We start from the raw sequence: 15,770 nt of genomic DNA on the forward strand, positions 1-15,770 counted from the left end.
GTTGCAAAGGCTTAAAGCGCGCCGCTTTGCGCGCGTGCCTCGCGATAGGTCCCTGCCCTGTTGCCACGCTTGCCCGGAAACATCGCGTCCCTCGCCAGCAACCCGCTGACGCGGCAGAAGGCAGCGAACGCGCGGCAGGCTTCCTCGACGCTGGCCACGTCGACCGTCGCGCCGAAGCAGGCATTGAAGGCGGCTTCGTAGACCTTGCCTTGCCGGCGCTTCGGCCAATCCTGAAGGAGATCGAGCGCCTGCTCGACGCTGTAGATTTCCTCGACCGGCAGGCCGGGCGCGGGCGTGATGCGCACCGGCACTTCGAATTGCAGTCTGTCCATTCCCTGTCTCCCGAACTGGCGCAGCCGGAGCAACGCCGCTCGATGTGAAAAGTTGCTTTTGCGGCCTTCTGACTCGCAAATGTGACCTCAGTGCGGTGAAGAATCGGTTCGCCGGCGCGGCAGATCGCGGAATGCGATGCGGAAATGGCTGCCGTTCGATGCAACCGCATCGCCTAGCGGAGGTTCCCCATCCTCGCCCCACCTACTGGTTGGCCGGGTCGGTCTCGGCATCGTAGGCCATGCGGATGACCACCATCAGTACATAGGCGGACGGCAGCGCGAAAATGGCGCCGAGCACGATCGCCGCCGTTCCTTCCATGCGAAGGGTGGCGGCAACGGCCCAGTAGACGGTGCCGATGCAGATTACCGCCTGGATTGCCAGAAAAGAGGCAGCGGCCGCCGCGTGGGTAAGTGTCTTGAACGTCTTGATGCGTTGCATTGAATGGAATCCGAACTGACGCGCACACGACCGGCGGACGGCCTGTGGCCGTCGCCGTTTCGCGACGCGAAGGGATGTTTTTGGTTTGAATGCCGAGCTTGGCGGCTAGGGCTTTACGCGGCGGGCGGCGCGCGTGGCTGGTTGGTGCGCGAAGCTGTAGCGCTTCCCGATACGGGTGTGATGCCCATCTCGGCCGGCAACGCCTTGCCGATGAGCAGGAAATCGGATGCGGGCGCGAGCGCGCCGGGATTGCCGCTGACCAGCTTTGTCGGGAGCGGCCGGCTGGCCCGGACTTCAAGCGCCTGCGCCTTGCCGGTGGTTCTGAGCAGCGCGATCGTATCGCCTTGACGAGCAGCGCTGATGCTGGAACCACCCGAGAACGGGGCGGTCGACGCGGAGATTTCAGCCTGAGCGAAGCCCAGCAGCGCGAGCATCAGCAGCGCCATCAAGCCCGCAAAAGCGGTCCTGACCGGCAGCAGCATCGATCTTTCGCGTTCAGGTGCCGTCAAGGCAATCTCCATATACCAGAACCCGCCCTAACCCATGGAATGGCCGAAGGAAAGCCGCAATGGACGCCGCAACCGCACTTCGTCCTTGAACCTTGCGGCTTCCGGTGCCAAATCTGGGGCAGATTTTCGCGTTCGGCCCCTTTGGAGCCAACGCCGGCAAACGGACAAAAATGGTTACCTATCTCGACGCCTCCACCGCCCCCCTTCGAAATACCGGCCAGATCCGCCTCTATGGCGAGGAAGGTTTTGCCGGCATGCGCAAGGCCTGCGACCTCACCGCGCGCTGCCTCGACGAGCTCGTGCCGATGGTGAAGCCCGGCGTGACGACGGAAACGATCGACCGCTTCGTCTTCGAATTCGGCATGGACCATGGCGCGCTGCTGGCGACGCTCAACTATCGCGGCTACACCAAGTCGTCCTGCACCTCGATCAACCATGTCGTCTGCCACGGCATTCCCGACAACAAGCCGCTGAAGGAAGGCGACATCGTCAACATCGACGTCACCTTTATCCTCGACGGCTGGCACGGCGATTCCTCGCGCATGTACCCGGTGGGCACGATCAAGCGCGCCGCCGAGCGCCTGCTCGAAGTGACCTATGAGTGCCTGATGCGCGGCATCGCCGCGATCAAGCCCGGCGCCCGCACCGGCGCCATCGGTGCCGCGATCCAGACCTATGCCGAGGCCGAGCGCTGCTCGGTGGTGCGCGATTTCTGCGGCCACGGCGTCGGCCAGCTTTTCCACGATGCGCCGAACATCCTGCATTACGGCACCGCCAATGAAGGCGTCGAGATGCGGCCGGGCATGATCTTCACCGTCGAGCCGATGATCAATCTCGGCCGGCCGCATGTGAAGGTGCTGTCGGACGGCTGGACGGCGGTCACCCGCGATCGCTCGCTGTCGGCGCAGTACGAGCACACGATCGGCGTCACCGACACCGGCTGCGAGATCTTCACGCTGTCGCCGAAAAAGCTCGACCGTCCGGGCCTGCCGGCCTAGAACTTCGACCTAAGCCTGAGGGGGAGCGGGCGAGCATGGGGAAAGTCGAGGACGAGCCGGCGTTCTTTTCCGAAGGCTGGATCGAGCCGCCCAAGACGGCGCTGAAAAAAGCCGCAACAACAGAAACGCCGCATTATCACGGCCATCGTGACCGTCTGCGCGAACGCTTTGTCGCCGGCGGGCCGGATGCCCTGCCCGACTATGAACTGCTCGAACTGCTGCTCTTCCGGCTGATCCAGCGCGTCGACACCAAGCCGATCGCCAAGGCACTGATCGCCCGCTTCGGCTCGTTGGCCGAGGTGCTCGGCGCGCCGGCATCCCTGCTTGAGGAAGTCAAAGGCATCGGGCCGGCCGTCGCGACCGATCTCAAGGTCGTCGCCGCCACGGCCCAGCGCATGGCGCGCGGCGAGGTGCGCGGCCGCGAGGTCCTGTCCAACTGGACGCAACTCCTCGACTATTGCCGCTCGGCCATGGCCTTCGAGGCGCGCGAGCAGTTCCGCGTCCTGTTTCTCGACAAGAAGAACGGGCTGATCGCCGACGAGGTGCAGCAGACCGGGACCGTCGACCATACGCCGGTCTATCCGCGCGAGGTGGTGAAGCGGGCGCTCGAGCTCTCCGCCAGCGCCGTCATCCTGGTGCACAACCACCCTTCGGGAGATCCCACACCTTCCCGCGCCGACATCGAGATGACCAAGCAGATCATCGATACGGCCAAGCCCCTCGGCATCGCCGTGCACGACCACATCATCATCGGCCGCAAGGGCAACGCCTCGATGAAGGGCCTTCTGCTGATCTAGGCCTGACGTTCGAGGTTCCAGGCGCGAACAACATCGTCATCAGGTAGTCGGCTCTGGAATTTCAACCGAAAATCGAGCATGATGCGGCTTGGTATTTCCGTTGGATGCCTCGCGCGCCTGTGAAATACCGGAGGAACGGGACATGGCCATCGCGCTTGTACTCGTTTTGATCGTCGTGGGCTCGGTGTTGTTCCACCTCCTGAGCCCATGGTGGTGGACGCCGATTGCCTCGAACTGGGACTATATCGACAACACCATCATCATCAGCTTCTGGATCACCGGCGCCGTCTTCAGCGCCGTCGTGCTTTTCATGGCCTATTGCGTGTTCCGTTTCCGCCATCGCGAAGGCAACCGCGCCGCCTATGAGCCCGAGAACAGGCGCCTCGAATGGTGGTTGACTGTCGGCACTGCTATCGGTGTCACGACCCTCTTGGTTCCAGGCCTGTTCGTCTGGAGCCGCTTCGTCAACGTTCCAAGCGACGCGACCGAGATCGAAGTGATCGGCCAGCAATGGCAGTGGAGCTTCCGCCTGCCCGGCAAGGACGGCAAGCTCGGCACGTCGGACACCCGTGACGTCACCGCCGACAATCCGCTCGGTGTCATCCCCAGCGATCCCAACGGCCAGGATGACATCGTAGTCGAGGCGGCGGACCTGCATCTGCCAGTCGGCAAGCCGGTCAAGGTGCTGCTGCGCTCGATCGATGTTCTGCACGATTTCTACATCCCGGAATTCCGTGCCAAGATGGACATGATCCCGGGCTCGGTCACCTATTTCTGGTTCACCCCGACAAGGACCGGAACCTTCCAGGTCCTCTGCGCCGAGCTATGCGGCCAGGGACACCCGCTGATGCATGGCGAGGTCATGGTGGACACCGAGCAGGATTATCTCGCCTGGCTCGGCCAGCAGCAGACTTTTGCGCAATTGTCGGCGCCCAAGCAAACAGGCTCGGCGAACCGGTTGTCAGAAAAGACGATGGCGTCCGGTTTGGACGTCGGGGCAAAACTCGAAACGCTCGAGGCCCGCTGAACGGGCACGGAGGTGCTCCCATGGTCGACGTCACACCCGCAGATGCCGTTCCGCCCGCCGAAGTCGGGGAGGTGGAACTCTACCATCCACACAGCTGGTGGACGAGATACGTCTTCTCTCAGGACGCCAAGGTCATAGCGGTCCAGTATGCGGGGACGGCCACGGCGATCGGCCTGGTGGCGTTGGTGCTGTCCTGGCTGATGCGGCTACAGCTCGGCTTCCCCGGCACCTTCGACTTCATCACGCCGGAGGCCTACTACCAGTTCATCACCATGCACGGCATGATCATGGTGATCTACCTGCTCACCGCGCTCTTCCTCGGCGGCTTCGGCAACTATCTGATCCCGCTGATGGTCGGTGCCCGCGACATGGTCTTTCCCTATGTCAACATGCTGAGCTACTGGATCTATCTGCTTGCCGTGTTGGTCCTGGTCTCGAGCTTCTTTGCGCCGGGCGGACCGACTGGTGCAGGCTGGACGCTCTACCCGCCACAGGCGATCATGACCGGAACGCCTGGCGGCCAGAACTGGGGCATCATCCTGATGCTCTCTTCGCTCATCCTGTTCATCATCGGCTTCACCATGGGTGGCCTGAACTATGTCGTGACGGTGCTGCAGGGCCGCACGCGCGGCATGACCTTGATGCGCCTGCCGCTCACCGTCTGGGGCATCTTCACTGCGACCGTCATGGCGTTGCTCGCCTTCCCGGCGCTGTTCGTCGCTTGTGTGATGATGCTGCTGGACCGCGCGCTCGGCACGTCTTTCTTCATGCCGGCGATCGTCGAGATGGGCGAGCAGTTGCAGCACAATGGCGGCAGCCCGATCCTCTTCCAGCATCTGTTCTGGTTCTTCGGCCACCCGGAAGTCTACATCGTGGCGCTGCCGGCTTTCGGCATCGTGTCCGACCTGATCAGCACCCATGCGCGCAAGAACATCTTCGGCTACCGAATGATGGTCTGGGCCATCATCGCCATCGGCGCTCTGAGCTTCGTGGTCTGGGCGCACCACATGTATGTCAGCGGCATGCATCCCTATTTTGGTTTCTTCTTCGCCACCACAACCTTGATCATCGCCATACCGACCGCGATCAAGGTCTATAACTGGGTGCTGACGCTGTGGCGCGGCGACATCCACCTGACCATACCGATGCTTTTCGCGCTCGCCTTCATCGTCACCTTCGTCAATGGCGGCCTGACGGGACTGTTCCTCGGCAATGTCGTTGTCGACGTGCCGCTGTCGGATACGATGTTCGTTGTCGCCCATTTCCACATGGTCATGGGCGTCGCCCCGATCCTGGTGATCTTCGGCGCGATCTATCACTGGTACCCGAAGGTCACCGGCCGCATGCTCGACGAGACGCTAGGCCGGTTCCATTTCTGGGTCACCTTCCTCGGCGCCTATCTGATCTTCTTTCCCATGCACTATCTCGGCCTGATGGGCATTCCGCGGCGCTATGCCGAACTGACTGATATGACCATCATGACGGAGTCGGCGCGCCATCTGAACTCGTTCATCAGCATCATGGCCTTCATCGTCGGTTTCGCCCAGATGGTGTTCCTGTTCAACCTGATCTGGAGCATCCGCCACGGCCGCGAGGCCGGCGGCAATCCGTGGCGGGCAACGACGCTGGAATGGCAGACGCCTGAAACGCCGCCGGCTCACGGCAATTTCGGCAAGGAACTGCCGATCGTCTATCGCTGGGCCTACGACTACAGCGTGCCGGGCGCCAAGGAGGACTTTATTCCGCAGAACGTGCCGGGCTCCTTTGCCCCCTCGAGGGAGCCGATATGAGCGTCATCCTGGTCTTCCTGGCTGTGATCGCCGGCTTTGCGGGATGGTGGCTTTCGCATCAGCGGCTAACGTCCAAGCCGTGGCTGGAACAGGGCCTGGCGGGGGATTTCGTCGGTCTCGACCGGTCGGCGCTGCCCACCGCCAAGATCGGCCTCGGCGTCTTCCTCGCCGTCGTCGGCTGCCTGTTTTCGCTATTCACCAGCGCCTACTTCATGCGCATGGGGCTGTCGGACTGGCGGCCGCTGCCACTGCCGCGCCTGCTCTGGCTGAACACCGGCGTGCTGGTGCTGAGCAGCATCGCGCTGCAGTGCGCCGTAGTCGCCGCGCGCAGAGGCCAGACGGACATGGTCAGGCTCGGTCTTGCAACGGCCGGGCTCACCGCCCTCGCCTTCCTCGCCGGCCAGTTGCTAGCCTGGCGCCAACTGACCGAAGACGGCTATCTCCTGGCTTCCAATCCGGCCAACAGCTTCTTCTATCTGATCACCGCAATGCATGGCCTGCACATACTGGGCGGGCTGGTCGGCCTTGGCAGGGCAAGCGCCAGCGCTTGGAACGGCGCCCGGGCGGAGCGGCTGCGCCTCAGCGTCGAACTCTGCGCCATGTATTGGCACTTCCTGCTTTTCGTCTGGCTCGGCATCTTTGCCCTGTTGGCCGGTTGGGCGGGGACCTTCATCGACATTTGCCAACGGCTGCTGACCTAGGAGACTGGCGATGGCTGAGACGACACTGACGCATTCCAGCCAGTTGGATCGCCCCCAGGGTTGGCGCGGTATCGCCGCTGACTGGGCCTCGGATCAGCGCGCGTTCAAGAACGTGTCCTGGGGCAAGGCCATGATGTGGATCTTCCTGCTCAGCGATACCTTCATCTTCGGCTGCTTCCTGCTTTCCTACATGACGGCGCGAATCTCCACGCGCGTGCCCTGGCCGAACCCGAGCGAGGTCTTCGCCTTGCGCATCGGCGGTTCGGAAATTCCGCTGATCCTGATCGCCATCATGACCTTCGTGCTGATCTCGAGCAGCGGAACCATGGCCATGGCTGTCAATTTCGGCTACCGCCGCGACCGCCGCAAGACAGCGATCCTGATGCTCTTGACCGCCGCGCTCGGCGCGACATTTGTCGGCATGCAGGCTTTCGAATGGACCAAGCTGATCACTGAAGGGGTGCGGCCCTGGGGCAACCCTTGGGGCGCGGCACAGTTCGGCTCCTGCTTTTTCATGATCACCGGCTTCCATGGCACCCACGTCACGATCGGCGTGATCTTCCTGATCATCGTGGCGCGAAAAGTCTGGCGCGGCGACTTCGACACAGGGCGACCCGGCTTCTTCACCAGCCGCAGGGGCCGCTACGAGAATGTTGAGATCATGGGCCTCTACTGGCACTTCGTCGATCTGGTCTGGGTGTTCATTTTCGCCTTCTTCTATCTTTGGTGAGAGGCAGACATGGCTGAAGCAACCGCAAACGGTCTCGGGCAGCACGCATTGCACCCTACCCATGCACATGAAGCCTCGGCGACAGTGGTCGTCGCCGAGGCTCATCAGCAACATCCGATCAAGCTCTATCTGGTGGTCTGGGCCTGGCTGTTCATCCTCAGCACCTGCTCCTATCTGGTCGACTATTTCGGTATCCACGGTTACCTCAGATGGTCGCTGATCCTGATCTTCATGATGCTCAAGGCAGGGCTGATCGTTGCCGTCTTCATGCACATGGCCTGGGAGCGGCTGGCGATGTTGTATGCAATCGTCCTGCCGCCGATACTGGTGCTGGTTTTCGTGACCATGATGGTCTTCGAAGCCGACTACACGCTGCTGACCCGCATAGCGTTTTTCGGCGCCGGGCCCTGATCGCGGCTCGAATCCATCCCGCGACTGATCCAGCCGGGGGCCGCGGATGCCGCTACCTTGAAACAACAGGCTGCCGGTCCATTTTTCCCGGCACGACGACAAGGGCGCGAGAATGATTGCGCTCGTGTGCACGCGCGTCACAAACTCAAGCAAAGGACGCCCAAAAATGACAATGGCAAACAGACTTAGGGATTTTATCGACGGCAAGGGAGTCTCGTACGACACCGTCGCGCATCATCGTACAGCCACCAGCAGGCAGGCAGCCATGGCCGCGCATGTGCCCGGCAGCATAATGGCGAAGTCAGTGGTCGTTCACCACGAACTTGGTTATGCACTGGCCGTGGTCCCCAGCACCCACAGGATCGAACTCGGTAAGTTGCAAGACGTCATGGACAAACGCCTCGGGCTCGCCTCGGAGGACGAGGTGGTATCGCTCTTCGATGACTGCGACATCGGCGCTGTTCCGCCGATCGGCGCGGCCTACGATGTGCCGGTAGTACTTGACGAAAGCCTCGTCGACGCCGCCGATGTCTACTTCGAAGGCGGCGACCACAGGACGCTGGTGCATGTCAGCGGCAAGGATTTCCGCAACCTGACCACGGGCGCGCGCCAGGCTCGGTTCAGCCACCTGGCCTACTGAAAACGCGCCAGCGCTGTTGCCGGTGCGTCATTGCAGGATTTGCTCATCTCGCCGGTCCGGTCGCAGCCGATGGTTCGACGACTTTGCGATAAACATGCCAGGTGGCGTGACCGAGGATCGGCAGTACGATCGCCAGCCCCGCGAACACCGGCACCGACCCGATGATCAGGGCCACGGCGACAATCAGTCCCCACACGGCCATCACAATCGGGTTCGCCAGGACCACGCGCACCGAGGTGTGGATAGCTTCGTAGGCGCCCACGTCACGGTCGAGAAGCAGAGGGAAAGCGACGACCGTCGTGCACAACACCACTACGGCGAAGACGAAGCCGATGACATGTCCCATGATGATAAGGGTCCAACCGCGTCCGGTGGCGAATATTTCGTTGATGAAGCTCGATATCGATTCCGGCGGCTGCGGGCCGAAGAGATGCTGGTAGAACAGCTGTGCGGTCAAAAGCCAGGTGATGAAGATTGCAAGCAGCATGATCCCGACGGCGGCGATGGCAGGCAGCGCCGGAGAATTCCTGACTTCGAATGCGTGACGCCAGGAGGTATCCAGGCCCGCTTCCCGCCGCCGGCTAATTTCATAGAGGCCAATCGCCGCGAATGGACCGATCAGCGCGAAACCGGAAACGAGCGGAAACAGCAGGGGAAGTGCGTTGGCCCCCGAGGTCCAGGCGGCAAGCACCACGCCGACAAGCGGATAGATCATGCAAAGAAAAACGATATGCGAGGGTTTGACCATGAAGTCGTCGACGCCGCGCCTAAGAGCATCGACGAGGTCGGCAACGCCGATTTTTCGAATTTTTGTGTGTTCCAGCGCCTCAGTGGCGCCAGCTATCACGTGAAAACTTGCCATGACCATTCCTCCAGACCGGGTCTGGCAAGGTCGCGGGCCTCGTGGTGCTGCCGTTCTGGCTGGCCACGCGTACCGCGACCTGCACTAGTGTCAATATACGCGCTTGCAAGGAGGTTGTCGCGCATTGTCGAGGCGGCCCGCCGTTCGGAGCCAGAACCTGGCAAGGCGCGCTCTCGGATCGAGCGCTGGCTCTAGAGGGGTTTTTTCGATATTCTTGACGGACGGAGAAGGTCATGGATGCAAGGACGCTTCTCATACTCGGTCTTGGCGTCATCGCCCTGCTGATCCTGGGATTTTGCGCGCTTCCTACATGAAAGCCAGGGTTCAAGCGTCAGGACGCTAACTGTCGATCACCGTTCCGGCGACCGATCCACAAGCATTGCGCATGTGGTCAATTTGCAGCTGTCGCGCGCATCACAACGGTGTCGGTAAGCAGCATTGCGAAGATCGCGAAAAGATAGAAGATCGAATAGGCAAACAGCGTCCTTGCCGGTCTCATCTCTTGGTCTGGGGCAGCGAGAACCTTCCACGCATGCCAGATGAAGCCGCCGCCCAATGCGGTCGAGGCGGCCGCGTAGAATCCGCTGGCGAATCCCAGGGGCCAGGGCAGTACGCCGATTGGTGCCAGCAACAGAGCGTAAATGAGAATCTGTCTTTTCGTCGAAGCCTGGCCGGCCACGTTCGGCATCATGGGGATGCCGGCCGCTTCGTAGTCGCCGATCTTGAACAAGGCCAACGCCCAGAAATGTGGCGGCGTCCACAGGAAGATGACCAGGAACAGGACTAGGCTTTCAATACCGATTTGGCCGGTGGCGGCCGCCCATCCGATTACAGGTGGAAGCGCGCCCGCAGCACCACCTATAACGATATTCTGCGGCGTCGAGCGTTTCAGCCACATCGTATAGATCACAACGTAGAAGAAGATGGTGAAGGCCAGCAGCGATGCGGCAAGCCACCCGACCAGCACCCCAAGCGTCATCACCGACAGCGCGGAAAGCACAAGGCCAAAGCTGAGCGCCTCACCGGCAGTGACACGGCCAGACGGCACCGGTCGCTTTGACGTGCGTGACATCAACGCGTCTATATCCGCGTCGTACCACATATTTAGGGCACCGGCCGCTCCGGCTCCAACGGCAATCGCGCCGATCGCTATCACCGCGATGATCGGATTCAAACCACTGGGCGCCACCACGAGACCGACGAAAGCTGTGAAAACGGCAAGCGCCATCACGCGAGGTTTCAACAGCGCGAAGAAATCGGCTGCCGTCGCTTCCGAAAGGCCGATGCCGGAATCCTTGAGGCTACTATCCTTGACCGACATTGGCACTTCCAACGGTGGGAGCGGGAACAGCCGGATTAGTTGGAGAATTGCTTCAGATAGGCAATGACGTTGGCCACGTCCTCGTCTGTCTTGAGGCCGGGAAATGTCATCTTCGTCCCTTTGACCATGGCCTTGGGGTCGTGAAGATATTTGGTGAGTGTCGGTTCGTCCCATTTGACGCCGGATTTCCCGGCTGCAACCATGGCTTCAGAATATTTGAAATCCGGATGCGTGCCGGCGGTCCGGCCAATCACACCGTGCAACGACGGGCCGACCTTGTTCTTGTCCTCTTCCGCCACATGGCAGACTTTGCACTTGACGAAGACTTTCTCGCCGGCCGCGGCATCCTGTGCCTGCGATGGGTGCACAACGAAGACAACAGCTGCCACGACAGCTGAGAACACGATTGGACGCATGGCATTTCCTCCCTGATCGCCATTATGCACGCGTGCCGGTCGCGGCGGCATGCTGCCCTCATGGCAGAGCGGAATATCGGCACCTCCCCAGTGGAATTGCGTTACATACCACGGAATCCATCGGTCAGGTAGGAAAACCTAACATTTGCGAAGGTTTACAGCCCCGGCAGCGCTCAAGGCGGATCGGTTTTGCAGCTTGCCGCGATCTGGCCGATCGCCTCGGAAAGGCCCGCGAGTTCGAAATCGGCCTCGCCGCGTCCCGACAGCAGGCCGAAGCGCCACGACAGCGTCAGCCGGTTCGCTGAAGCCAGACGCTTGATGCCGTCGTCCCCATCCCTGACCAGCGTCCTGCCGCGCGTGCCGACCGACCAGCTTTCATCGGTCTTGCCGCCGCCGTCGACCACGACGGAGATGGTGATCTTGCGGCTGGCGGAGACGGCATCGTTGAGCTGGAGCCATTCGCTCCAGCGCGGTTCGCCATCGGGCCGGCAGGCCAAGGTCAGCACCGGACTGTAGCCCAACGCTCCGCCGCCGGTGATCAGCTTGTTGCTGGCGTGCAGCGATGCCGTGATCTGGCCGTCATTGCCAGCGCCAACGCTCCAATTGCCGAGATCCTGCTCAGCCCGGGCAGCGCCGGCGGCTGCGGCAAACAAGAGCGCCGCGGCGACGACCACGTCCCTCATCATGAACCCCAGTCTCACCAATGCCTCCAAGCGCCCGCGAATGCGATGAAGCGCAGATAATGTTCAACGGTTGGTATCGCCAGCGGCGGGCCATCAAGACAAGTTGTCTGTGTTGCCGCGCCGCCACAATGAAGTGCCTCACAACGAAAAAGGCCGCCCGGAGGCGGCCTTTCGAAATCGATGGATTGGAACCTGTTACTCGGCTTCCTTGGCGGCCTTCTTCTTCGGCGCGGCCTTCTTCTTCGGCTCTTCCGCCTCGTCGGCGGCTTCGCCCGCCTTTGCCTCGCTTGCCTTGGCTTCGGCCTTCTTCGAGGAAGCCTTCTTGGCCGGCTTCGCCTTGGTCGCGGTCTCGGCCTCCTCGTCGTCGGCCATCAGCTCGTCCTTGCCGACCTTGACGTCGTTGACCGAGATCTGGCCGAGCAGATAGTCGACGACCTTCTCCTCGAACATCGGCGCGCGCAGCGCGTTGATGGCTTCCGGATTGCTGCGATAGTACTCGAAGGCTTCCTGCTGCTGGTTGGCCGGGAAGCGGCGCACCTGCTCGAATAGGCCGCGCTGCAGTTCCTCGTCCGACACGGTGACGCCGGCCTTCTCGCCGATTTCGGCCAGAACGAGACCGAGGCGCACGCGGCGCTCGGCAAGGCGCATATATTCGGCGCGCGCCTCTTCTTCCGTCGTCTCTTCGTCGGTGAAAGTGCGGCCTGCGGCTTCAAGGTCGCGGTTGACCTGAGCCCAGATGTTGTTGAACTCGGCCTCGACGAGCTTGGACGGCGCCTCGAAAGAATAGGCGGCGTCGAGCTGGTCGAGCAGCTGGCGCTTCACCTTCTGGCGGGTCATCGAGCCGAACTGGTTCTCGATCTGGCCGCGCACGATCTCGCGCAGGCGCTCGAGCGATTCCAGGCCGAGATTCTTGGCCGTCTCGTCGTTGACCTCAAGCGCGCCGGGCGCCGACACTTCCTTGACGGTGACGTCGAAGGTGGCTTCCTTGCCGGCCAGATGCGCCGCCTGGTAGTTTTCGGGGAAAGTGACGGTGACCTGCTTCTCGTCGCCGGCCTTCGCGCCGATTAGCTGGTCCTCGAAGCCCGGGATGAACTCCTTGGAGCCCAGCACCAGCGGCTGATCGGTGCCGGCGCCGCCGGCGAAAGCCTCGCCGTCGATCTTGCCGACATAGTCGATGCTCACGCGGTCGCCCTCGGCGGCCTTGCCGGTCTTCGGCTCGTAGCTGCGCGCCGATTCGGCGACGCGCTTGACCTGATCCTCGACTTCCGTGTCCGGCACGTCATAGACTTGACGGGTCACCTTGATGTCGGAGAAATCCTTGATCTCGATCGCCGGGATGACTTCGTAGTTGAGGCTGAATTCGAAATCGGTGCCGCCGGCCAGGATCTTCTCGGCCTCCTTCTCGTCCTCGGTCATGATCACCTCGGGCTGCATGGCGGCCTTTTCGCCGCGCCCCGAAATGATCGAACGGGTCGAGTCGTTGAGGATCTCGTTGACGACCTCGGCCATGAACGACTTGCCATACATCTTGCGCAGGTGCTGCACCGGCACCTTGCCCGGGCGGAAGCCGTTGATGCGCACCTTGTCGCGGGCGTCGGTCAGCCGCGCCATCAGCTTGGCTTCCATGTCACCGGCCGGCACGGTGATCTTGATCTCGCGCTTGAGACCGGAGTTGAGCGTTTCGGTGACCTGCATCCTAGAACCTTTGTTTTCAACAACGAGACTGCCAAACGGTCGTAGCCGTTTACAGCCTGCCGGTATGATCTTGCCGGAAATGGCTTTTGGGACGGAACCTGGCGATTTGACCGCTAGCGCGGTTCAAACTCTCCTGAACTACGCTTTGCCGGATGCGAATAAGTTTTTGTTTTTCCTACAACTTTTCACATCTTGCAGAAGCGGAAATTCACGTTCCGTCACATTCGACACGCCTTTTGTCACAGGCTAGGCTAATTTTCAACTATCTTCGCTCCAATGCATGTCGCCCAAAAGCGTGCAGCGGTTTTGGGAAAACGGCATGCATCACAACAAAGACTTAAGGCGCGTCGCCTGAACCCGTTTCGACGCAACGCGCTTTAGCCGGATAAGCATGGCTTGAGCCGCGACATTGACAGAATGATGGCTACATGGGATTGCCGGGGAAAGCGGATGTGGCGGAATTGGTAGACGCCCTGGATTTAGGTTCCAGTGCCGAAAGGCGTGGGGGTTCGAGTCCCTTCATCCGCACCAACCTTCGCTCTTCGAGCTTCGGGTTGCTGGCCAGCCAGCCCTGTCTCCTAGCCTTGGCGGCTGAGGACTAATAAAGCGGCTCCTCGAACAGCGTCTTGTCGCCGTCCATCAGCGCCTTGATCTGCGCCGTGCCGTCGGACGCTAGCGCGAGCTTGATGCCGAACGGCCGCACGCGCATGTCGTCCTGGATCGCCATGCCCTCGCCTTCGGGCACATAGAATCGATCGATCCCGTAGTCCGGTGCGATCGTCGCGTCGGGGCTGCGCAGGTCCCAGCCCGCGGCGACATGTCCGGCGATATCCGCCTCGTCCGCTCCGGCCGGGGCCGGCGCTTTGCCGAACCAGGCCGCCGTCGGCTGCCAGTAACCGTCAGCGCCCTTCTTCAATCGCACCGTGATCGAGCCGTCGTCGCTGGAAAACGCGCCTTGCGGAATGTTGGCGATCAGCTTCACCGGGACGCGCGAAATGGTGTTGTTCAACGAGACGTAGTCGCCGCGCAGGAGATCGCGCGGATCGATGGGCTCGACTTTCAGAAGCACTTCCTTGCCGTTGCGCAGGATCGCGGCCCGTCCAGCGATGATCCAGCTGAGAAAGCCGATCTGGACAAGCGCCAGCACCAGCGCCGAGACGATCAGTTTCCTGCCGGTCATGCCGTTGCTCCCTTCTCCGTGGGCGCCCTCATGCGTTTCTCGACGCGGATGATGATCAGCGCCAGGATGCCGAGCAGCACAGCCGCGGCCAGGAAGAATCCGGCCGTATCGAGCATCGACCGCAAGGTGACGCCGTAGATGATGGCGAGTTCGAAGGCGAAGCCGGCATAGGCCAGCCAGCGCAGCCCCCTGCTCTCGCGGCCAGCCTGGATGATCGCCGCCACGATGCCGGCAAGCGCCACAATCGAGGCGACGACGAAACCGCTGTTGTAGGTGCTTTCATCCGCCAGCTCGAACTGGATGATCGCCATGCCGGTGAGGAAACCGAACAAGGCGTGCAACGGCAGTCGGCCGTCCAGTTGAAGTATCCTATCGATCGGATCGCCCGCAAAGACGGCGGCGACAAAGAGCAGCGACGACACGATGGCCAGAGACATCGCTACCGGCAGCGTGTCATGATCCGTCGCCAGCAAAACCAGATAGAGAACCACCGACAGGATGATGAGGTGGCGTGCCGCCCGGCTGCGCGTCCAGAACGAAATGGCGAACAGGACGATCGCCATGACGATGAAGAGGTGCGGAATTTCCGCGCGCCAGTAGAAGCCGAACCCCTTGAGGACCAGCCAGGCATCGGCAATGCCAACCGCCGCCACCGTCAGCGGATTGGAACGCAGCGCCACCGCCGCCAGCGCCGTGCCGGCGCACCATGTCAACAGCGCCGAGGCCTCGTCGCCCGAGAGGTGATACATCTGGCCGATCAGCGCAATCGAGCCGCCGAAGGCGGCGGCGGCGACGATCCACAGCGCCTCGCCGATCGCGGCATGGTCGCGCGTCTTCAGCACCGCGCCGCCGACATAGCCACCGAGGATGAGGGCAAACAGCGCCGCCACGCGAACAAGACGCGGGATGACCTCCCAGTTGGCAGCGACGAAAATCAGGATCGCCGCGCCGAACAAAAGCGCCGCCATCATCGCCAGGATGGAACCGAAACTCAGCGACGCTCGCTCATTGGCAGCGATGTCGCTCGTCAATGCTTTCGCCGTGGCGGGATCGATCAGCCCTCTCTCCCGCCAGCGGGCGATATCCGCCCTCACTCGTGTCGCATAGCCCGCCATGCCTTCCCCCCAAAAACCCGGTCATTCCCTTAGCCGGAACAGGCAAGCCGTTGACGCTGCGGCATTTTCCGATTCGGTCTTCTTCGTGACGCAGGCGTGAATGGCCGTTAATGTTGCATTGCAC

The 15,770-nt window shown here is 61.9% G+C and carries 18 protein-coding genes and 1 tRNA gene; 9 read left to right on the plus strand and 10 right to left on the minus strand.

Going from position 1 to position 15,770, the window contains the following annotated elements:
- Positions 1 to 11: 11 nt before the first annotated feature.
- The 3 genes from AC0YKC_RS27170 to AC0YKC_RS27180 all read right to left on the minus strand — a co-directional run bounded on the left by AC0YKC_RS27170 (position 12) and on the right by AC0YKC_RS27180 (position 1,253).
- Positions 12 to 332: a DUF982 domain-containing protein gene (locus AC0YKC_RS27170; protein WP_320295475.1), complete on the minus strand. Its 321-nt coding sequence runs from the start codon at positions 330 to 332 to the stop codon at positions 12 to 14.
- A gap of 202 nt (positions 333 to 534) precedes the next feature.
- Positions 535 to 771 (minus strand): hypothetical protein, encoded by a 237-nt coding sequence (locus AC0YKC_RS27175; protein ID WP_320295474.1) that lies wholly within the window; start codon positions 769 to 771, stop codon positions 535 to 537.
- A gap of 113 nt (positions 772 to 884) precedes the next feature.
- Complete coding sequence (locus AC0YKC_RS27180; protein ID WP_434723072.1) at positions 885 to 1,253, minus strand: hypothetical protein; 369 nt, start codon at positions 1,251 to 1,253, stop codon at positions 885 to 887.
- Between the two features lie 197 nt (positions 1,254 to 1,450).
- Here AC0YKC_RS27180 and map point away from each other — a divergent pair, with 197 nt between their 5' ends.
- The 8 genes from map to AC0YKC_RS27220 all read left to right on the plus strand — a co-directional run bounded on the left by map (position 1,451) and on the right by AC0YKC_RS27220 (position 8,374).
- Complete coding sequence (gene map, locus AC0YKC_RS27185) at positions 1,451 to 2,278, plus strand: type I methionyl aminopeptidase (RefSeq protein ID WP_488513321.1); 828 nt, start codon at positions 1,451 to 1,453, stop codon at positions 2,276 to 2,278.
- Positions 2,279 to 2,313: 35 nt separating this feature from the next.
- Positions 2,314 to 3,075, plus strand: coding sequence for a RadC family protein (radC, locus tag AC0YKC_RS27190; RefSeq protein ID WP_488513322.1), 762 nt, complete (start codon positions 2,314 to 2,316; stop codon positions 3,073 to 3,075).
- Between the two features lie 142 nt (positions 3,076 to 3,217).
- Entirely contained in the window at positions 3,218 to 4,102 is an 885-nt protein-coding gene (locus AC0YKC_RS27195) for a cytochrome c oxidase subunit II (protein WP_488513323.1), read from the plus strand.
- Positions 4,103 to 4,122: 20 nt separating this feature from the next.
- Positions 4,123 to 5,892: a cytochrome c oxidase subunit I gene (ctaD, locus tag AC0YKC_RS27200; protein WP_488513324.1), complete on the plus strand. Its 1,770-nt coding sequence runs from the start codon at positions 4,123 to 4,125 to the stop codon at positions 5,890 to 5,892.
- Positions 5,889 to 6,593 (plus strand): cytochrome c oxidase subunit 3, encoded by a 705-nt coding sequence (locus AC0YKC_RS27205; RefSeq protein ID WP_434723075.1) that lies wholly within the window; start codon positions 5,889 to 5,891, stop codon positions 6,591 to 6,593. The genes ctaD and AC0YKC_RS27205 overlap by 4 nt, the downstream gene beginning before the upstream one ends.
- Before the next feature lie 10 nt (positions 6,594 to 6,603).
- Positions 6,604 to 7,323, plus strand: coding sequence for a heme-copper oxidase subunit III family protein (locus AC0YKC_RS27210; protein WP_320295467.1), 720 nt, complete (start codon positions 6,604 to 6,606; stop codon positions 7,321 to 7,323).
- A 9-nt stretch (positions 7,324 to 7,332) separates the two neighbouring features.
- Entirely contained in the window at positions 7,333 to 7,734 is a 402-nt protein-coding gene (locus AC0YKC_RS27215; RefSeq protein WP_488513325.1) for a cytochrome C oxidase subunit IV family protein, read from the plus strand.
- Positions 7,735 to 7,900: 166 nt separating this feature from the next.
- Positions 7,901 to 8,374, plus strand: coding sequence for an aminoacyl-tRNA deacylase (locus AC0YKC_RS27220; RefSeq protein ID WP_320295465.1), 474 nt, complete (start codon positions 7,901 to 7,903; stop codon positions 8,372 to 8,374).
- A gap of 43 nt (positions 8,375 to 8,417) precedes the next feature.
- Here the strand turns inward: AC0YKC_RS27220 and AC0YKC_RS27225 are convergent, their stop codons facing one another.
- The 5 genes from AC0YKC_RS27225 to tig form a co-directional block, all read right to left on the minus strand.
- Complete coding sequence (locus tag AC0YKC_RS27225) at positions 8,418 to 9,236, minus strand: DUF2189 domain-containing protein (RefSeq protein WP_488513343.1); 819 nt, start codon at positions 9,234 to 9,236, stop codon at positions 8,418 to 8,420.
- A gap of 391 nt (positions 9,237 to 9,627) precedes the next feature.
- Positions 9,628 to 10,557 (minus strand): heme o synthase, encoded by a 930-nt coding sequence (locus tag AC0YKC_RS27230; RefSeq protein WP_434723078.1) that lies wholly within the window; start codon positions 10,555 to 10,557, stop codon positions 9,628 to 9,630.
- 35 nt (positions 10,558 to 10,592) lie between these two features.
- Positions 10,593 to 10,973 carry a c-type cytochrome gene (locus AC0YKC_RS27235; RefSeq protein WP_488513344.1) on the minus strand — a complete coding sequence of 127 codons (381 nt, stop codon included), beginning with the start codon at positions 10,971 to 10,973 and terminating at the stop codon, positions 10,593 to 10,595.
- A 173-nt stretch (positions 10,974 to 11,146) separates the two neighbouring features.
- Positions 11,147 to 11,674, minus strand: coding sequence for a hypothetical protein (locus AC0YKC_RS27240; RefSeq protein ID WP_320295462.1), 528 nt, complete (start codon positions 11,672 to 11,674; stop codon positions 11,147 to 11,149).
- 177 nt (positions 11,675 to 11,851) lie between these two features.
- On the minus strand, positions 11,852 to 13,351 hold the full coding sequence (tig, locus tag AC0YKC_RS27245; RefSeq protein ID WP_434723079.1) for a trigger factor: 1,500 nt from the start codon (positions 13,349 to 13,351) through the stop codon (positions 11,852 to 11,854).
- 446 nt (positions 13,352 to 13,797) lie between these two features.
- Between tig and AC0YKC_RS27250 the strand changes: the two genes are divergently transcribed.
- Positions 13,798 to 13,882 (plus strand) — tRNA-Leu (locus AC0YKC_RS27250).
- Between the two features lie 67 nt (positions 13,883 to 13,949).
- Here AC0YKC_RS27250 and AC0YKC_RS27255 read toward each other — a convergent pair.
- Positions 13,950 to 14,531, minus strand: a complete 582-nt coding sequence (locus AC0YKC_RS27255) for a GDYXXLXY domain-containing protein (RefSeq protein ID WP_488513326.1) — start codon at positions 14,529 to 14,531, stop codon at positions 13,950 to 13,952.
- Positions 14,528 to 15,646, minus strand: a complete 1,119-nt coding sequence (locus AC0YKC_RS27260; protein WP_488513327.1) for a DUF2157 domain-containing protein — start codon at positions 15,644 to 15,646, stop codon at positions 14,528 to 14,530. Before AC0YKC_RS27260 ends, AC0YKC_RS27255 begins: the two co-directional genes overlap by 4 nt.
- Between the last annotated feature and the right edge of the window lie 124 nt (positions 15,647 to 15,770).

Source organism: Mesorhizobium sp. CNPSo 4661 (genome assembly GCF_057784215.1).